This window comes from Saccharothrix algeriensis (assembly GCF_016907655.1).
Classification (GTDB): Bacteria; Actinomycetota; Actinomycetes; order Mycobacteriales; family Pseudonocardiaceae; genus Actinosynnema; species Actinosynnema algeriense.
Map to the genome: position 1 here is coordinate 4,306,115 of NZ_JAFBCL010000001.1, position 18,565 is coordinate 4,324,679.

Below are 18,565 nucleotides of genomic sequence, written 5' to 3' on the forward strand. Positions count from 1 at the left end.
CAGCTTCCGACGCGCGTCGGCAAGGCCCGGTGCGCCGTCACCCCTCGCCGTGCTGGGCGGCGACCTGCCGGCGCAGGTCCTCCTCGTGGTCGAGGACGTCCTGCGGCGCCGCGAAGTCCTCGGGGGAGAACACCTGGCGGATCTCGATCTGCGACTGCTCGCCGGTGGGGTTGGGCACCCGCTTGACCCACTCGACCGCCTCCTCCAGCGACTTCAGCTCCAGCAGCCAGTAGCCGGCGATCAGCTCCTTGGTCTCGGCGAACGGACCGTCCACGACGGACCGCCGGTCGCCGTCGAAGTAGACCCGGGCGCCCTTGGCGCTGGGGTGCAGGCCCTCGCCGGCGAGCAGGACGCCCGCCTTCACCAGCTCCTCGTTGAACGCGCCCATCTCGCGGAGCACGTCCTCGCCGGGCATGACGCCGGCCTCGGAGTCGGCAGTGGCCTTGACGATCACCATGAAACGCATCTTCTGGTCCCTTTCGGAGGGTGGAACGGACATCTTCTCCTGCGCAACGGCCGCGCCGGGGCGGTTCGGCCGGGTCAGCGGCGGAAAACGCGGCCCAGCGCGAAGGAACCGGGCCCGAGCACCGCGATGAGCAGGAACGACCAGCAGTAGACGGCGGCCAGTTCGCCCGTGTTCTGCAGCGGCAGCAGGCCGGTCGGCTGGTGGTGGACGAAGTAGGCGTAGGCCATCGCGCCCGAGCACAGCACGGCGGCGGGCCGCACCGCGACGCCGACCAGCACGAGGGCCGAGCAGACGAGTTCGATCACGCTGCCCCACCAGCCGGGGAACGACCCGAACGCGACGGCGCCGCCCTGCCCGTCGATGCCGCCGAACGCGCCGAAGCCCTGGAGGCCGTGGCAGGCGAACAGGAACGACACGACGACCCGGAACGCGGCGAGCACGAGGTCGTTGCGCTTGGCGGCTCCGGGAGTGCCGGTGGTGGTCCTGGTGTCGGTGCTCGTGGTCATGTCCGAGGTCCCCTCTTCGTCGTCCTGCTTACGCGACGAACAGACCCCGGCCGGATCGACACCGACCTCGAATTTTTTCAGATTTTTGTTCTTGCAGGTCAGAGGGGGTGCACGTGGTCCGGGGCCGGTGCCGGTCGCCGCCCGCGGCCCCTCACCCCGCGCATCGGGCCCGCGCCCTCAGCGGTCCCAGTCGCCGATCACCGGCGGCGCGGTGGCCCCCGGTGCGCCGAACACCTCGTCCGGGTCCGGCTCGACCAGGTAGGACGGGGTCTGGTGCTCGACGTCGTCCTCGCCGCGGGCGCCGGCGGGCACGCCGCCCGGACCGACCGCGCCCGCCGGTCCCACCGCACCGCGCCCGGCGCCGGCCGCGGGCCCGGGACCCGTTCCCGGCCGCCCGGCCGCGCCCGGCGCGATCCCGCTCGCACCGCCGGGCGGGAGGCCCCCGCCGAGCCCCTTGGCCGCCGCCGCGCCGCCCGGCCCGGGGAGCCCGCCGCCGCCCGCGCCCCGGCCGGCCCCGGCGCCGCCGCGGCCGGTTCCGCCGGTCCCGCCGAGCAGGCCGGCCCCGCCGGGGAGGCCGCCGGTCCGCCCGCCGGGCTTGCCGCCGCCCGGGGTCCGGCCCGCGCCGCCGCGACCCGCGCCCGGCGCGCCGCCGGGCCCGGCTCCGGGCACGGGGCCGGGCAGCGCGCCGCCCGCGCCGCCGCCCGTGCCGGGAGCGCCGGTCTGGCCGGGACCCGCTCCGCCGGTCTGCGTCGAACTGCCGGGAGGCGCGGTGACCGGTTCCGCCCCCGGCGTGGCGGGCGGAGCCGTCGCCGAGGTCTCCGTGACGCCCTCGACGGTGGGGGCCGGGGTGCGCGGGCGGCCCGGCTGCTCCTGCGTCCCGGGCGGCGGCGGTTCGGACTCGCCGGGTTGCCGGGGCGCGACCGGCGGCGGCGCGAACGCGGGCTGGGCCGCCGCCGTCTGCGCCACGGTCCGGTCGTAGGTCTCGACCGCCCGCGCCGCCTCCCGGTGGTCGGCCTGCTGCCGCTCGAACGCGGCGCGGTCGGCGGTGGCCTGGCGGGCGAACTCGACCGGGTCGGTGATCCGCATCAGCCGGTCGTTGGCCGCCTGCACGTCGAACGGCTCGGCGGGCGGCGGCGGGACGGTGTTCTTGACGTCGGTCAGCGCCCGCGCCTGCTGCGCGAACAGCGTGCCGGCCAGCTGCGCCGAGACCCCGGTCTCCCCGGCGCGGTTGCCCATGTCCGCCAGCGCCTGCCGCGCCGCGTCGCCGGCCCGGCCCACCCAGTCGGCCTCGCTGGCGGCGATCGCGGTGGCGAGCCGCTGGTTGAACGCGACCAGCTTGTTGCCCAGCTCGGTCCACAGCGCGCCGATGTCCCCGACCTGGCCGGGGTCGACCCCGCTGTGCACGCTGTCGTAGAGCTGCTGGTGGGAGATGCCCGGGTAGTGGGTCGCGGGCTCGGCCGGCGCGGAGCGGCGCGGCGCGCCCTCCGCCAGGAGCCGCGCCGCCTGGCGGTCGAGCAGGTCGTCCACCCGGTCGGGGTTCCTCAGCGCCCCGATCAGCGGGCCGAGCGGGCCGTACCGCGACTGCAACTCGCGGTCGGTCTGCTCCTGCAGCTCCTGGTCGGTCCGGCTCTCGGCGTGCCGGTCCAGCCCGTAGCGGTGGTGGACTTCCGGCGGTCGTCCCGGCGCCCCCTGGGTCATCGCCCTGCCCCCTCCCTGCCGGTGGTCACGGCAGCCTCGGTTCGACCAACTCCGCTATGCGCCGCGCCGGCGGGCACGGGTCCCCGCCGGAGCTGCTCGCGTTGAGCACCACGTCGACCCGCGACGAGTCGGAGACGCCCAGGTAGATGCCGCAGCTCCCGGTGGCCCCCAGCAGTTCCTTCGCCGGTCGGCCGCCGACGGTGATGTCCTTGACCACACCGCCGTTGGGCTGCACGCCGGCCAACCCCACATTGGTGCGGATGCCGACGACGAAGGTGGCTTGCTCCGGGTAGAACGTGCACGCCCTGGCCGTGCCGATCCGCTCCGGTTTCGGGTCCTTGCGCTGCGCCCCGAGGGTGCTCTCGGTCTCGTCCTCGGTGACCAGCTCGCACGGGTCGGCGGTCTCCAACGAGCCGACCGGTCCGGCGGTGCCGGACGGGCTGGTAGGCGTGGCGGTGCCGGGCGGGCTCGTGGTGGGGGCAGCGGTGCCGGGCGGGCTGGTGGGGGTGGTGGTGCTGCCGGTCGTGCTCACGGTGGTGGTGGACGCGCGCCGGGCGACGCCGGGCACCGGGTCGTCGCACGCCGCGACGGCGAGCAGCGCGGTCAGCAGGCCCGCCACGCCGAGTCGGGAGTTCATGGCCGCCCCCGCTTCAGGCGCTGCGGGTCGTGCCGCCGATGGCGTTCAGGCCCTGCGCGCGGTCCCCGTCGGTGGACCGGTAGAGGCCCATCGCCTGCTCCACGCCGGACCGCAGCTCCCGCAGGTCCTCCTGGAACTTCCGGACCACCGGGATGAACCCCTGCACCGGGTCGGTCGCGATGGTCGCGAGGAACGGTTTGTAGACCTCGGCCGCCGGGGTCGTGCCCAGCGCCGGCTCCTGACTGAGCACCTCTTCGTGGACCAGCACCTCCTCCACCGCCTCCGCCATCTCGTCGATGGCGTCGAGGAGCACCTGCCCGCCGTGCGCGCTGATGGCGAAACCCGCCGCGGTGGCCGCGCGGAACCCCTCCACCGCCGCCGACATCCCGCTGATGCCCGCGGCGAAACCGCCTGTCGCCATGGTGATCTTCCTCCCCGTGGAGCCCCGCTCGTGGCGTTCGGTGCGTGGGTGGTGGCGGCACGTGCGAGCCGCGGTCGTGGGCGCGCGGCGGCCCCCGGTCATCCGGGTGCAGCCAGGAGCCGGGCCACGTGCCGGGCCAGGGCCGCCTGGTCGGCCGGGGTGTAGGTGGCCGACAGCAGGCCGCCGCGGTCGGAACCGGGGATCACCGCGTACCGGCCGGCGTCGGTGTCCAGGTAGTTCAGGGCGCCCAGGGCGGTCCCGCCGGACGTCGCCGCGAAGTAGCCGGCGGCCAGCCGGGGCCGGCGCAGGATCTCCTCCACCGCCGCCCGGGACGACCGCGCCGCCGGCTTGAGCCGGGTGGTGAACCGGAACTCGGAGAAGTCCTCCTCCACCGGGCGGGCGGTCACCGTGGAGTCCCACACGGTGACCGAGGAGCCGGGGCCCGGCCGCGCCGGCGGCAGCAGGTCGACCAGCGACCGCACGACGGCGTCGGGACGGCGGGGCAGCAGCGCGATCGACTCGCCCCGCTGCACGGCCAGCAGCCCGGAGCGGCCGTCGGTCACGGCCAGCGCCGCCGACCGGCTGTGCCCGGCCCGCCCGACCAGCGCCACGGCCGTGCGCCCACCGGCGAGCAGGCGCAGCGCCTCGACCAGCTCCGGCGCGAACCCGCCGCCGCGGACCAGGCCGCGGGCCGCCAGGTCGCGGTGCGCCGCGGCCACCACCGCGACGCGCTGCTCGCGCGTCGCCCCGTGGTGGCCGATGGTGAACGGGAACCGGCGCACGTCGAGCCGCAGCGCCTCGCCGAGCGCGTCCAATTCGGCGAACGAGCACACGATCTCCGTCGCCACCCGGGAATCCCACCCTTCCCCCTCCGGCCGGGGGCCATAATGGCAGCGTCCACTGGGTCACGGGACCGTAGTATTGGGACTCCAAGTCCTTCGGGTGGCCCATTCACGGCAATGTTCACTTGAATGGGCGACAACCAATCTCAATCGGCTGAACTGCTGCACGGTGCGTGAACGGCAAAGCAGGAAGTGGTGGAACAGGCCCGAAAAATACAATTCCACCCGTATTCGCCGGCGCGCCGTCCGTGAAAGTGCGGACCGTTCGCCCATCGGGAGCAGCAGGAGGCGGCGCCGCGGGCCAACGCCACCGCTCGCCGGGAGGAACCGCGCCGCGCCCCTCCGCGACGGCCCGGTCGGGAGCGCCATCCGGCGGCGCAGGGCACCCGGGCCGCGCGCACGGCGCCGGGGCTTCGCGCCCGTCGCGCGGCGACCGGTCCGCCGGGCCCGTTGCCCTTTCGGGCACCGTTCCCGCTGACCTGCGAGGACGCGCTCCCACCGGCCTTGACCGGAGCCGGCGGGCGCGGTGACGATCGGATCCCCGCCGCCGCACCCGCCGTCGACGAACGGACCAGCAGATGTCCCGCAGACACCTGAGCACCGCCCTCGCCGCGCTGGTGGTCACCGGCCTGCTCACCGCCGGGGGCGCGAGCGCCGCGCCCGACCGGCCGGCCGTGGGCGCGCCGCCCGCCGGGCACGGCTGCGCGCGGATCGCCGACGACCTGCCGACCCTGGCCGACTGGCCGCGCGTGCGCAGCCGCGTCGGGTCCGACCCGGCCGACGAGCGGCGCGTCCGCGCGATCGTCGGGTCGATGACCACGGCCGAGAAGGTCGGCCAGATGACCCAGCCGGAGATCACCGCGATCACCCCGGACGAGGTCCGCGAGCACGCCATCGGGTCCGTGCTCAACGGCGGCGGGTCGTGGCCGGGCGGCGACAAGCACGCCCCGCCGCGCGCCTGGCTCGACCTGGCCGACGCCTACTGGGCCGCGGCCAAGTCCTCCCGCACCGGGATCCCGGTGCTCTGGGGCACCGACGCGGTGCACGGCCACAACAACGTCCACCGCGCGACGGTCTTCCCGCACAACATCGGGCTGGGCGCGGCGCACGACCCGTGCCTGGTCCGCGCCATCGGCGAGGCCACCGCCCGACAACTGCGCGCCACCGGCCAGGACTGGGCGTTCGCCCCGACCCTGGCCGTGGTCCGGGACGACCGCTGGGGCCGCACCTACGAGGGCTTCTCGGAGGACCCGGCGATCACCCGCGCGTACGGCTACGAGGCCGTGCGGGGCCTGCAGGGCGACGGCCGCCGGGTGGACGTGCCGGCCACGGCCAAGCACTTCATCGGCGACGGCGGCACGCTCGGCGGCGTGGACCAGGGCGTCACCCCGGCCACGACCGCCGAGATGGTCAACGTCCACGGGTGGGGCTACTACGGCGCGCTGGCGGCCGGCGCGCAGACCGTCATGGTGTCGTTCAGCAGCTGGAAGAACGACCAGGGGGTCGACGAGGGCAAGCTGCACGGCAGCAGGTTCGCGCTCACCGAGGTCCTGAAGGGCAGGATCGGGTTCGACGGGGTGGTGGTGTCGGACTGGAACGGCATCGGCCAGGTCCCCGGCTGCACCAACGCCGGCTGCCCGCAGGCGATCAACGCCGGCGTGGACGTGGTGATGGTGCCCCACGACTGGAAGGCGTTCATCGCCAACACCGTCGCGCAGGTCGAGAGCGGGCAGATCCCGATGTCGCGCATCGACGACGCGGTGACGCGGATCCTGCGCGTGAAGCTGCGCAGCGGCGTGCTGGACGGGAAGAAGCCGTCCGAGCGCGAGCACGCGGGCTCGTCGCGGGCGTTGCAGGCGCGCGAACTCGCCCGCGAGGCGGTGCGCAGGTCGCAGGTGCTGCTCAAGAACGACGGCCGCGTGCTGCCGCTCAGGCCGGGTTCGAGGGTGCTGGTGGTGGGCAAGAGCGCGGACAGCCTCCCGAACCAGACCGGCGGCTGGACGCTGACCTGGCAGGGCACCGGCAACACCAACGCCGACTTCCCCGACGGGACGACGGTCCTGGGCGGCCTGCGGGAGGCGCTGGGCGCGGACGACGTGGTGTTCGCCGAGACCGGCGACGTGGACCCGAGCGGGTTCGACGCGGTGGTCGCGGTGATCGGCGAGACCCCGTACGCGGAGGGCGTCGGCGACCTCGGCCGGCGCTCGCTGGAGGCCGCGGAGCTCTACCCGGAGGACCTGGCGGTGCTGGACCGGGTCAGCGGCAGGGGCGTCCCGGTGGTCACGGTCTACGTGTCCGGCCGGCCGCTGCACGTCAACAAGGAGCTGAACCGCTCCGACGCGTTCGTGGCCGCGTGGCTGCCCGGCACCGAGGGCGGCGGCGTCGCGGACCTGCTGGTGCGCGGGCGCCACACGCACCCCGGTTACACCGGCACGCTGTCCTACTCGTGGCCGCGCGGCGCGTGCCAGGGCCCGTTGAACCCCGGCCAGGACGGCTACGACCCACTGTTCGGGCTCGGCTACGGCCTGCGGTCCTGGCAGGCGGGCGACGTCGGCCGCCTGGACGAGACGTCGCCGGGCCACGGCTGCTCCGGCGGCGGCGGCGGCCCGGCGACCGAGGACCTGGAGCTGTTCCACCGCCGGGACGTCCCGCCGTACCAGGCCATGATCGGCTCGTCGGACGACTGGGGCGGCACGGTGCTCGGCCCGGACGGCGAGGCCGCGCACGGCCCGATCACCGTGCGGCCGGCCGACGTGGACGTGCAGGGCGACGCGTTGCGGACGACGTGGACCGGGACCGGCCCCGGCCAGCTCTACCTCCAGGACCCGGCCGGGGGCAGCGACCTGCGCGGCTACCTGGCGGCGGACGCGGCGCTGGTGTTCGACGTGGTCGTGCACCGGCCGCCGGCGGGCCGCGCGGTGGTCAGCGCGCACTGCGTCCACCCGTGCGGGGCGGAGGTCGACGCCACCGGCGTGTTCACCGGCCTGCCGGTCGGCGCGAAGGCGACGGTGAAGATCCCCGTGTCGTGCTTCGCCGCCAAGGGGCTGGACCTGGCGAACGTCAACACGCCGTTCCTCGTCTACGCGGACGGCGCGTTCGAGGTCTCGTTCGCGAACGTCCGGTGGTCGCCGAAGGCGGCACTCGACCCGGACGCGCGCACGTGCGAGGAGCCGGGCTGACCGGTGAGGTCGGGCCGCACCGCAGCCCGACCTCACCCGACACCGCGCCCGGCCCGTGGTTCCCGCACCCGCGCCTGTGCCGCGACCAGCGCGGCGAGGACGACGACGGCCCCGAGCACCTGCGCGGCGGTCAGGTCCTGCCCCAGGGCGAGCCAGCCGACCGCGGTCGCGACCACCGGGCTGAGCAGCCCGAGGAACGCGACCTCGGTGGCGGGCAGCAGGCGGATGCCCCGGAACCACAGGCTGTAGGCGAGGGCCGCGCCGATGACCGTCAGGTAGGCGTAGCCGGCCGCGTTCGTCGCCGACAGCGCCGGCGGCAACCCCTCCACCAGCAGCGTGACCGGCAGGAGCAGCAGGCCGCCCGCGACGAGCTGCCACCCCGTGCCCGCCGGCAGCGACGCGGGCGAGCCCCACCTCTTGCCCAGCACCGTGCCGACCGCCATCGCCGCCGCGCCGCCCAGGGCCGCCGCGACACCCAGCCAGTCGAGCCGGGCCTCCGCGCGCAGCACCAGCAGGCTCACCCCGGCGATCCCGGCGACCGCCGCGAGCGCGACCCGCGGCGACATCCGCTGCCCCAGCAACCCGGTGGCGAGCCCGGCCACGATCAGCGGCTGCACCGCGCCCACGGTCGCCGCCACGCCGCCCGGCAACCGGTAGGCGGCCAGGAACAGCAGCGGGAAGAACACGCCGATGTTGAGCGCGCCCAGCACCAGTGATCGCCACCACCAGTCACCCGAGGGCACCCGACGCGTCACCGCGACCAGCAGCAACCCGGCCGGCAGCGACCGGAGCAGCCCGGCCAGCAGCGGGCGGTCCGGCGGCAGGTGCTCGGTGGTGACGAAGTACGTCGTGCCCCACAGGGCCGGGGCCAGCGCGGTGACGAGCCGGTTGCTTAGCACTAAGCCAAACTAACTCACCGCTAAGCCACCTGATCCGGTGATCTGCCTCACCGCTAAGGTATTCGGTCATGGCGGATCACGTCGACCTAGTGCTGGACCAGTGGCACGCGCAACGCCCGGACCTGGACGTCTCCCCGATGGCGGTGATCGGCCGGCTGTCCAGGCTCGCCCGCCTGGTCGACGGCGAACTGCGCAAGACCTTCGCCCGCCACAACCTGGACCGCGCGTCGTTCGACGTCCTCGCCACCCTGCGCCGCAGCCCCCCTCCCCACCGCTTGACGCCGACCGGGCTGATGCACGCGTCCATGGTCACGTCCGGCGCGATCACCCAGCGCCTGGACCGGCTGGAGGCGCGCGGCCTGGTCACCCGGCAGCCCAGCGAGGTGGACGGTCGGGGCGTCGTGGTCGCGCTGACGGAGGAGGGCCGCGAACTGGTCGACCAGGTGCTCCCGGACCACCTGGCCACCGAACACCGCTTGCTCTCCGGCCTCGACCCGGCCGAACGCGCCCAACTGGCCGACAACCTCCGCACAGCCCTGGAAGCCCTGGGCGACACCCACACCCACCCCGCAACGCCCTGAGCCCACCACTTCAACTTTTGGCCCAAGGCCCTTGGCACGCCCCGTGCAGTCCGGTGTCTTCGTGTTCTCCCCGTATGGCCTGCCCGGAGGGCTACCATGCTTTTCTGGGGGGTGCAAGCACGCTTTTCGCTTGCACCCCCCAGAAAAGCATGGTCGTCTTTGACAGGTCATGCGGGGGGAACACGACCGCTCTTGCTCTTCCTCCTCCTTGGCGGCCTGCCCGTCCGGCGAGGACTCTTTTTCTTTTCAGCTTCAAGCGCTACCGCACCAATGAGATCCGCACCGCACCAATTCTCACCCGGATCCGTGCGCGACCCAAGTACGAAGAGCGGCCGAGAGGCCCCCAAGGAGGAGGAAAAGAAAGGGCGGTCGTGTTCCCCTCCCCGCACGGCCTGCCGAAGGCAATCGCATTTGTCGGGGGGTGTCAAGCGAAGAGCGTGCTTGACACCCCCCGACAAATGCGATCGGGCTGCGCCCAGGCCGTACGGGGAGGAGAACACGAAGCGACCGGTGTGGCACCGGGTGCACCACGCCTGCGTCTGGAGCGCGAAAGGTGCGCTGCCCGTGTGCGAGCCCCAGTGAGTTCAGCGCGTCCCAGCGCGCCTCGGTGAGCCCCAGTGAGTTCAGCGCGTCTCGGTGCGGCGCAACCACAGCAGGCCGAGCACGGGGAGCACCAGCGGGATGAACCCGTACCCGCTGCCGAAGTGCGACCAGACGGTGGCCTGCGGGAACCACGCCGGCTGCAGGTAGCTGATCCCGCCGACCACCAGCACCCCGGCCAGCTCCACCGCGCACGACAGGTAGGCCACCCGCCGCGAGGCGCGGCTGCCGACCGCGAGGGTGGCGGTGGCCAGCAGGTAGACGACCGCGGCGAGGGCGGACAGCAGGTAGGCGACCGGCGCCTCGCCGAAGCGCGTCGCGATCTGGACGGCCGAGCGGGCCGTCGCAGCGATCGCGAAGATCCCGTAGACGGCGATCAGCAGCCGCCCCGGGCCCGACCGCGTCGCGGTGGCGAGGTCGTCAGCCATGCCCGACCCACACCTGCTGCAACCGCAGGAGCATCACCGGCACGCTGAAGCAGCCCACGGCGAGCACGCCGGCGCCCCACCGGGAGCGCTCGGCCAGCGACCAGAAGCCGGCCAGCGGCAGCAGGAGCACCGGGCCGACGAGGTAGCCGACGAACGTCGGCCCGGAGATGTCCCGGTCCAACCCGATCAGCTTGACCACGCCGATGACGGCCTGCACCAGCAGGCCGACCTCCAGCAGCACCACCAGCCCCGCGATGCCGAGCGTGAGCTTGGTTTCCAGCGTCAGCGGCTTGTCCAGCACCATGAGCAGCACCGCCCAAGCGGCTGCCACCAGCGCCAGGACGGCCAGCGCCACGGCCAGAGAGTCGATCATCGCCCCAGGTCCTCCAACGGCATGTCCACCCCGGAATGTAGCCGTCGGCCCCCGGCGCCCGACCGAGCGGGCGAGCTAACGCCGGTCCCGCGGCCGGGCCGGGGCGCTCGCCGCGCTCACACCGCACCGGTTTCCCGAACCCCGCGCGGCCGGCCTGCCAGCGCCCCGTCAACCGGCCATCTCACTGTTGACGTCGATTCACCCGGCAGTGCCCACTCCCGTGCGATCCTGCCGGACAGATCGGCACCATCTCGTCACGCACAGTCAAAGCCCTAGGTGGCGTGCCGGCACCCTGCGTCGCCGACTTCGGGGAGAGGACACCCAGCCGTGCGAAAGTTCCCCTGGCGCTTGAGCGGACTGCTCGCCGCCACCGCCACCGTCGCCGCCACCCTGCTGGCGCCGTCGACCGCCGCCGGAGCCGCGCCCATCACGGTCGCGGAGGCCATCGGCCGGCAGGACGGGGCCCCGGCCACGGTCCGCGGCTACGTCGTCGGGCAGCCGACGGCGACCGACACCGTGCTGCGGTCCGGTTTCCCGTCCGACTACGCCTTGGCGCTGGCGGACACACCGGAGCAGACCTCCACCAGTCGTATGCTCTACGTGCAGGTCACGTCCTCCTTCCGGGCGTCCTGGGGCCTGCGCGGCAACCCCGGCCTGCTCGGCGCGCGCATCGACGTGACCGGCCCGCTGAGGGCCTACTTCGCCCACCCGGGCCTGACCTCGCCCACGGCGTTCGCCCCGGCCGGCGCCACACCGCCGCCGACCACGACCCCGCCCGCGACCACCACCGGGCCCGGCGTGCCCGGCGGCGACCACGACTCGACGTACTACCGGAACGCCGTCGGCAAGTCCGGCGCGGCGTTGAAGACCGCCCTGCACCAGATCATCCGGACGAACGCGAAGCTGTCCTACGACCAGGTGTGGAACGCGCTGAAGGCCACCGACGAGGACCCGGCCAACCCGGCGAACGTCATCCTCCTCTACAGCGGCCGTTCGCAGAGCAAGTCGACCAACGGCGGCAACGGCGATGACTGGAACCGCGAGCACGTCTGGGCCAAGTCGCACGGCGACTTCGGCACGGCCACCGGTCCGGGCACCGACCTGCACCACCTGCGCCCGGAGGACGTGTCGGTCAACGCCAACCGCGGCAACAAGGACTTCGACCTCGGCGGCTCGGCGGCGGCGGAGGCGCCCGGCAACTACACCGACGCCGACTCCTGGGAGCCGCGCGACGCGGTGAAGGGCGACGTGGCGCGGATGCTGTTCTACATGGCGGTCCGCTACGAGGGCGGCGACGGGTTCGCCGACCTGGAGGTCAACGACAGCGTCGGCAACGGCAGCGCGCCGCGCATGGGGCGGCTGTCGGTGCTCAGGCAGTGGAACGCCCAGGACCCGCCGGACGCCTTCGAGAAGCGGCGCAACCAGGTCATCCACGACACCTACCAGCACAACCGCAACCCGTTCATCGACCACCCGGAGTGGGTCGCGTCGATCTGGGGCTGACGCGCCGAGGGGTGTCACACGGGGCAGGCGTGTTGCGGGCGCGGCACCTGCCCCGTGTACGGCCGGAAGGGGACCACGTCCCCCGTACTCCTCTTCCGACTCCCCTTGCACCAACGGAAGGACACACACCCTCCAGGAGGAGGTGCGGTAACGCTATGCCACGCCGGCCTGATTGGCATCTACGACGTTCGAGTGAATTACCCGGTTCGCGGTAGTCGACTACTCTCAGGGAGTGACCGCTCCTCGGCGGTCGAACACGAGTTCGCGGGCCGAGCGCAGGCCCATCGCGATCGCGCCGCTGAGCACCGCCCCGTCGCCCAGCTCGCCCGCCACGACGCGGGGCGCCAGCGGCGTCATCCGGCGCAGCGCCGCCTCCATCGGGCCGCGCAGCATCCGGGTGTTGCCGCCGATGCCGCCGCCCAGCACCACCACCTCCGGGTCGATCACCGCGGTCACCGACGCGACGACGTAGGCCAGGCGCTCGCCCTCGTCCCGCACCGCCAGCAGCGCCCGCTCGTCGCCGGACTCGGCCAGCGCGAACACGTCGCGCGCCGACTTCGCCGTGGTGATCCCGTGCTGCCTGGCCAGCGCCACGACGGCCTCCGCGGCGGCGACCGCCTCCAGCCGGCCGCGCGGCGGGACGTCCACCCCGGACGGGTCGCCGTAGGGCAGGTAGCCGATCTCGCCGGCCGCGCCGTGCGCGCCGCGGAACAGCCTGCCGTCCACCACGATCCCCATGCCGATGCCGGTGCCGACCGTGACGTAGGCGAACACGTCGATCCCGCGCGCCGCGCCGCAGGCGCGCTCGCCCACGGCGGCGAGGTTGGCGTCGTTCTCCACCACCAGGTCGGGGCCGAGCACGGCCCGCAGGTCGCCCAGCAGCCCCGGCCGCCCCAGGCCGGGCAGGTTCGGCGCGTGGTGCAGCGTCCGGTCGTGCCGGTCGGGGACGCCGGGCGTGCCGACGACCTTGACGACCAGGTCGGCCGTCGTGAGCCCGGCCTCGGCGGCGGTGCGCGCGGCCAGGTCGCGGACCGTGCGCACCAGCGTGGCCGCCGAACGGCTCCGGTTGCGCTCGTCCACCCGGGCGACCACCGAGCCCGCCAGGTCCGCCACCGCCACGCGGATGTGCTGCCGGCCGATGTCGACGCCCAGCACGTGCCCGGCCGCGGGGTCGGGCTCGTAGACCATCGCCGACCGGCCGGGGCCGGCCGTGGTGCGGCCGATGGCGCGCACCAAGCCGTGCCGCTCCAGGTCCAGCAGCGCCTGCCCGACGGTCGGCTTGGACAGCCCGGTGTCCTTGGCGACCTGCGGTCTGGTCGCGGGGCCGCCGCGCCGCAGGCGGTCGAGCACGGCGCGCTGGTTGAGCACGCGCATACCTGCGGGGGTGCCCACCCGGGGCGACTTGCGGACCGTCACAGCGGGTGAGTCTAGATCGCGGGCGGCGGTGGCCGGTCAGTCTCGCGGGCAGGCGGCCGGCCGGTGTTGACAACGATGTCAGCTTATGGTCCCCCTGGGTCGGGAGCCGGTTCGCCGAGGCGGGAGGCACGTGCGATGGGGCACCTGCGGAGTTCGCTGGTCCTGCTGACGGCGGCTGCCGCGGCGCTCGGCGGCGTGGGAGGCTGGTCGTCCGCCACCGCACCGGGGGAGCCGACCGTGAGCGAGACGTCGTTCGCCTCCTCCTTCGAGGAGGGGCAGCCGCAGCCGCGGTGGACCAGCGCGGTGGAGACCGACCGCGACGGGGCGCCGAAGGCGTCGGGCGTCGACGGCTCCGACCCCACCGACCTGCCCGGCGACGTCACCGACCGCGTCGTGGCGGTGGCCGCCAACTCCGAGCACGCCGAGGCGGGGGAGGTCAAGGAGAACCTGGTCGACGGCAGCGCCGCGACCAAGTGGCTGACCTTCACGCCCACCGGCTGGGCGAGCTTCGGCTTCCCGGAGCCGGTGGTGGTCCGGCGGTACGCGCTGACCTCCGCCGACGACGCGCCCGGGCGCGACCCGCGGGACTGGGCGCTGAGCGGGTCCGACGACGGCTCGACGTGGACGGCGGTCGACGCGCGGGCCGGCGAGGTGTTCCCCGCGCGGCTGCGGACGAAGGTCTACGACACGGCCAACACCGCGGCGTTCCGCTTCTACCGCCTGGACATCACGGCGAACGCCGGGGGCGTGGACCTCCTCCAGCTGGCCGAGGTGCGGTTCTCGGACGGCTCGACCGAGCCGCCCGCCCGGAACATGCGCACCACCGCGGGCAGGGGCGCCACCGGCGGGTACAGCGCGAAGGCGGGCGCGGGCTTCACGGGCGTGAGGGCGCTGCGCTACCGGGGTGCGCACGTCGCCGAGGGCCGCGGCTACTCGTACAACAAGGTGTTCGAGGTCGACATCCCGGTGACGGCCACGACCGAGCTGTCGTACCTGATCTTCCCGTCGTTCACCCCCGGCGACCTGCGCTACCCGAGCACGTTCGCGGCGGTGGACCTGGCGTTCACCGACGGCACCTACCTCAGCGACCTGGGCGCCCGCGACCAGCACGGGTTCGAGCTGTCGCCGCGGGGACAGGGCGCGGCGAAGTCGTTGCACACCAACCAGTGGAACCGCGTCGCGTCGGTCGTCGGCGAGGTCGCGGCGGGCAAGGTGGTCCAGCGGATCCTGGTGGCCTACGACAACCCGGCCGGCCCCGCGTCGTTCAACGGCTGGATCGACGACGTGGCGGTGCGGTCCGCGCCGGTCGTCGTGGAGCGGGCCCGGCCGACGGACCACGTGCTGACCACCCGCGGCACGAACTCCAGCGGCAGCTTCTCGCGCGGCAACAACATCCCGGCCACCGCCGTGCCGCACGGCTTCAACTTCTGGTCGCCGATGACGAACGCGGGTTCGACCAGCTGGCTCTACGAGTACGCCAAGGGCAACGACCGGGACAACCTCCCGACGATCCAGGCGTTCACCGCCAGCCACGAGCCCAGCCCGTGGATGGGAGACCGGCAGACCTTCCAGGTGATGCCGTCGGCCGGCCCGCCCACCGCCGACCGCGCGCTGCGCGCCCTGCCGTTCGAGCACGGGAACGAGACCGCGCGGGCGCACTACTACGGCGTGCGGTTCGAGAACGGGATGCGGGCCGAGATCACGCCGACCGACCACGCGGCGCTGCTGCGCTTCACCTTCACCGGGGACGCCTCGAACCTGGTGTTCGACAACGTGAACAACAGCGGCGGCCTGTCGCTCGACGCCGCTTCCGGTGTCGTGACGGGCTTCTCCGACGTCAAGAGCGGCCTGTCGACCGGCGCGACCCGGCTGTTCGTCTACGGCGTGGTGGACCGGCCGGTCCTGGCGAGCGGGCGGCTGACCGGCGCGGGCCGCGACGACGTCGCGGGCTACCTCCGGTTCGACACCTCCGCGGACCGGACCGTGACGCTGCGGATCGCCACGTCGCTGCTCGGCGTGGAGCAGGCCCGGCGGAACCTGGAGCTGGAGGTGTCCGGTTCGGACACCTTCGAGTCGGTGCGCGACCGCGCCCAGCGGGCGTGGGACGACGTGCTGGGGGCGGTCGAGGTCGAGGGCGCCTCGGCGGACCGGCTGACCACGCTGTACTCCAACCTCTACCGGCTCCACCTGTACCCGAACTCGGGCTTCGAGAACGTCGGCACGGCGGCCGAGCCGCGGTACCGGTACGCGTCCCCGGTCCGCCCGGCCGGGCCGTCGACCCCGACGCGGACCGGCGCGCAGGTCGTGGACGGCAGGATCTACGTCAACAACGGGTTCTGGGACACCTACCGCACGACGTGGCCCGCGTACAGCCTGCTGGCGCCGCGCCGGGCCGGCGAGCTGGTGGACGGGTTCGTGCAGCAGTACCGCGACGGCGGCTGGATCCCGCGCTGGTCCTCGCCCGGCTACGCGGACCTGATGACCGGCACCAGCTCCGACGTGGCGTTCGCGGACGCGTTCGTCAAGGGCGTGGAGGGCTTCGACGCCGAAGCGGCGTTCGCGGCGGCGGTGAAGAACGCGACCGTCGCGCCGCCGCACGCCGGGGTCGGCCGCAAGGGCCTGGACACCTCGATCTTCACCGGCTACACGTCCACCGCGACCGACGAGGGCATGTCGTGGGCGATCGAGGGCTACGTCAACGACTTCGGCATCGCCGCCATGGCGAAGGAGCTGCACCGGCGGACCGGTCGGGCCGACTACCTGGCCCAGCACGAGTACTTCGCCGACCGCGCGCTGAACTACGTCACCATGTTCGACCCGGGCACGGGGTTCTTCCAGGGCCGCGACCCCGACGGCGCCTGGCGGGTGCCGCCCGACGAGTACGAGCCGCGCGAGTGGGGCCACGACTACACCGAGACCAACGGCTGGAACATGGCGTTCTCCGTGCCGCACGACGGCCAGGGCCTGGCGAACCTGCACGGCGGGCGGGAAGCGCTGGCGCGCAAGCTCGACACCTTCTTCGCCACGCCGGAGACGGCGGAGTTCCCCGGCTCGTACGGCGGTGTCATCCACGAGATGACCGAGGCGCGGGACGTGCGCATGGGGCAGCTGGGCCACAGCAACCAGGTGTCGCACCACATCGCCTACATGTACGACTACGCCGGGCAGCCGTGGAAGACCCAGGAGAAGGTGCGCGAGATCCCGTCGCGGCTGTACCTGGGCAGCGAGATCGGCCAGGGCTACCCCGGCGACGAGGACAACGGCGAGCAGTCCGCCTGGTACCTGTTCAGCGCCCTGGGCTTCTACCCGTTGCAGATGGGCGGGGCGACCTACGCCATCGGCTCCCCGCTGTTCACCAAGGCGACGGTGCACCTGGAGAACGGCCGCGAGCTCGTGGTCAACGCGCCGGGGAACAGCGCGCGCAACGTCTACGTGCAGTCGTTGAAGGTCAACGGCAAGCAGTGGGACAAGGCGTACCTGCCGCACGCGGAGATCGCCGGGGGAGGCGTCCTCGACTTCGAGCTGGGCCCCGCGCCGTCGAGGTGGGCGACCGGGGCGGACGCCGCGCCGCCGTCGCCGACCACCGGGACCGGGCCGCCGCGGCCGTTGCGGGACATCACCCCGTCGTCGACCGTCACCGGTTCCGGCCCGGTGGCGCCGCTGGTGGACGACACCTCGCAGACCTCCGGCAGCGCGTCGTGGCTCCGGGTGGACGTGCCGGACGCCCGGGAGGAGGTGGAGTTCTACACGCTGACCTCCGGCACGGCGTCCGGCGACCCGGCGTCGTGGGTGCTGCGCGGCTCCTACGACGGCCGGAAGTGGTCCACTGTGGACGAACGCTCGGACGAGGTGTTCCCGTGGCGGCGGCAGACGCGGGCGTTCAAGGTCGCGCGACCCGGGCACTACCGGCACTACCGGCTGGAGTTCCCGTCCGCCGCGACGCTGGCCGAGGTCGAGCTGCTGGCCAGGCCGCCCGCCGCCTGCGCGACGACCATCACGGGCGAGCACCGGGGGCCGCTGCGCGTCCGGGACGCCACCTGCGTGGTCGGCGGGACGGTCGACGGCCCGGTGCGGGTCGAGGCGGGCGCGTCCCTGCACGTCCTCGGGGGAGCGCTGCGGGGCCCGGTGACCGCCTCCGGCGCGGCGGCGGTCGTGCTGGTGGACGCCGAGGTCGACGGCCCGCTGAGCATCTCGGGGACGTCCGGCGAGGTGGCCGTCGAGCACTCGGTCGTGCGCGGCCCGGTGACCCTGGCGGGCAACCGGGGTGGGACGGCGGTGGCCGCGAACACCGTGGGCGGGCCGCTGTCGTGCGTGGCGAGCGACCCGCCGCCGGTGGACAACGGGTGGCCCAACGACGTGAGCGGGCCGAAGCTCGGCCAGTGCGCGGGGCTGTGACGCCGGGCCGGCGCGGGGACCGGCCCGGCGCGGGTCAGGCCCGCCGGCCGGTCAACCCCAGGAGGCGGTCCAGCAGCGGCGCGTCGGCCGCGACGGGCGCCTCGGGGCCGAACACCCCCATCTCGCGGCCGAGCGGGGCACTGGCCACCAGGTCGGCGTGGACGAACTCCAGCACCTCCCGGTCCCAGTCGAGCCGCCGGCCGACGGCGGTCGCCAGGTCCCAGCCGTGCACCAGCAGCTCGCCCACCACCATGCCGCCGACGACCCCGGCGGGCATCTCCCGGGGCGAGCCCAGGCGCGTCACACCCTCCCAGGCCGCCGGCGCGCTCCACGCCGACGCGGTCGCCCGGAGCCGGGCGGGCAGCCGGACCCGCCAGTCGCCCAGGTCGGTCCCGGCCTCATCGTCGGCGGGCGCGACGAACTCCTTGCGGGCGGCGGCTTCCAGGGCGGGGCCCCAGAACAGCAGGTGGCGGATCAGGCGGCGCACGTCGAACTCGGCGCACGGCGTGGGCGCGTCGAGCAGTTCCGGTGTGATGTCGTCGACGATCCCCAGGACGGGCGCGACGGCCTGCTCCGCCAGTCGTTCGGTGTTCATGGGCGCACGGTAGGGGCGGACCGCGC

At 74.2% G+C, this 18,565-nt stretch carries 15 protein-coding genes; 4 read left to right on the forward strand and 11 right to left on the reverse strand.

All coding sequences use genetic code 11. The features are described 5' to 3' along the window. Positions 1-37: 37 nt before the first annotated feature. The 6 genes from JOE68_RS19735 to JOE68_RS19760 form a co-directional block, all read right to left on the reverse strand. Positions 38-466 carry a YciI family protein gene (locus tag JOE68_RS19735; RefSeq protein WP_204843777.1) on the reverse strand — a complete coding sequence of 143 codons (429 nt, stop codon included), beginning with the start codon at positions 464-466 and terminating at the stop codon, positions 38-40. A gap of 74 nt (positions 467-540) precedes the next feature. Continuing rightward, positions 541-972: a DoxX family protein gene (locus JOE68_RS19740; RefSeq protein ID WP_204843778.1), complete on the reverse strand. Its 432-nt coding sequence runs from the start codon at positions 970-972 to the stop codon at positions 541-543. Between the two features lie 177 nt (positions 973-1,149). Then, positions 1,150-2,670, reverse strand: a complete 1,521-nt coding sequence (locus JOE68_RS19745; protein ID WP_204843779.1) for a hypothetical protein — start codon at positions 2,668-2,670, stop codon at positions 1,150-1,152. 25 nt (positions 2,671-2,695) lie between these two features. Beyond that, positions 2,696-3,307, reverse strand: a complete 612-nt coding sequence (locus tag JOE68_RS19750; RefSeq protein ID WP_204843780.1) for a DUF3558 domain-containing protein — start codon at positions 3,305-3,307, stop codon at positions 2,696-2,698. A 13-nt stretch (positions 3,308-3,320) separates the two neighbouring features. Further along, on the reverse strand, positions 3,321-3,728 hold the full coding sequence (locus JOE68_RS19755; RefSeq protein ID WP_204843781.1) for a hypothetical protein: 408 nt from the start codon (positions 3,726-3,728) through the stop codon (positions 3,321-3,323). Between the two features lie 98 nt (positions 3,729-3,826). Then, positions 3,827-4,576: an ESX secretion-associated protein EspG gene (locus tag JOE68_RS19760; protein WP_204843782.1), complete on the reverse strand. Its 750-nt coding sequence runs from the start codon at positions 4,574-4,576 to the stop codon at positions 3,827-3,829. Between the two features lie 572 nt (positions 4,577-5,148). Here JOE68_RS19760 and JOE68_RS19765 point away from each other — a divergent pair. Then, positions 5,149-7,749 carry a glycoside hydrolase family 3 protein gene (locus tag JOE68_RS19765; RefSeq protein ID WP_204843783.1) on the forward strand — a complete coding sequence of 867 codons (2,601 nt, stop codon included), beginning with the start codon at positions 5,149-5,151 and terminating at the stop codon, positions 7,747-7,749. Between the two features lie 32 nt (positions 7,750-7,781). On the opposite strand, the gene JOE68_RS19770 is transcribed toward JOE68_RS19765, so the two are convergent. Next, complete coding sequence (locus JOE68_RS19770; RefSeq protein WP_204843784.1) at positions 7,782-8,648, reverse strand: EamA family transporter; 867 nt, start codon at positions 8,646-8,648, stop codon at positions 7,782-7,784. A gap of 68 nt (positions 8,649-8,716) precedes the next feature. Between JOE68_RS19770 and JOE68_RS19775 the strand changes: the two genes are divergently transcribed. Continuing rightward, complete coding sequence (locus JOE68_RS19775; RefSeq protein ID WP_204843785.1) at positions 8,717-9,229, forward strand: MarR family winged helix-turn-helix transcriptional regulator; 513 nt, start codon at positions 8,717-8,719, stop codon at positions 9,227-9,229. 623 nt (positions 9,230-9,852) lie between these two features. Here JOE68_RS19775 and JOE68_RS19780 read toward each other — a convergent pair. Then, positions 9,853-10,257 (reverse strand): hypothetical protein, encoded by a 405-nt coding sequence (locus tag JOE68_RS19780; RefSeq protein ID WP_204843786.1) that lies wholly within the window; start codon positions 10,255-10,257, stop codon positions 9,853-9,855. Then, positions 10,250-10,630, reverse strand: coding sequence for a hypothetical protein (locus tag JOE68_RS19785; protein WP_204843787.1), 381 nt, complete (start codon positions 10,628-10,630; stop codon positions 10,250-10,252). The genes JOE68_RS19780 and JOE68_RS19785 overlap by 8 nt, the downstream gene beginning before the upstream one ends. Positions 10,631-10,957: 327 nt before the next feature. Here JOE68_RS19785 and JOE68_RS19790 point away from each other — a divergent pair, with 327 nt between their 5' ends. Continuing rightward, entirely contained in the window at positions 10,958-12,133 is a 1,176-nt protein-coding gene (locus tag JOE68_RS19790; protein ID WP_372443318.1) for an endonuclease, read from the forward strand. Between the two features lie 225 nt (positions 12,134-12,358). Here the strand turns inward: JOE68_RS19790 and JOE68_RS19795 are convergent, their stop codons facing one another. After that, positions 12,359-13,507 (reverse strand): ROK family transcriptional regulator, encoded by a 1,149-nt coding sequence (locus JOE68_RS19795; protein WP_204846191.1) that lies wholly within the window; start codon positions 13,505-13,507, stop codon positions 12,359-12,361. 177 nt (positions 13,508-13,684) lie between these two features. Here JOE68_RS19795 and JOE68_RS19800 point away from each other — a divergent pair, with 177 nt between their 5' ends. Then, a complete protein-coding gene (locus tag JOE68_RS19800) occupies positions 13,685-17,944 on the forward strand; it encodes a GH92 family glycosyl hydrolase (protein ID WP_204843788.1) in 4,260 nt (1,419 codons plus the stop codon). A gap of 34 nt (positions 17,945-17,978) precedes the next feature. Here JOE68_RS19800 and JOE68_RS19805 read toward each other — a convergent pair whose 3' ends face one another. Further along, positions 17,979-18,539 (reverse strand): TIGR03086 family metal-binding protein, encoded by a 561-nt coding sequence (locus JOE68_RS19805; RefSeq protein ID WP_204843789.1) that lies wholly within the window; start codon positions 18,537-18,539, stop codon positions 17,979-17,981. Between the last annotated feature and the right edge of the window lie 26 nt (positions 18,540-18,565).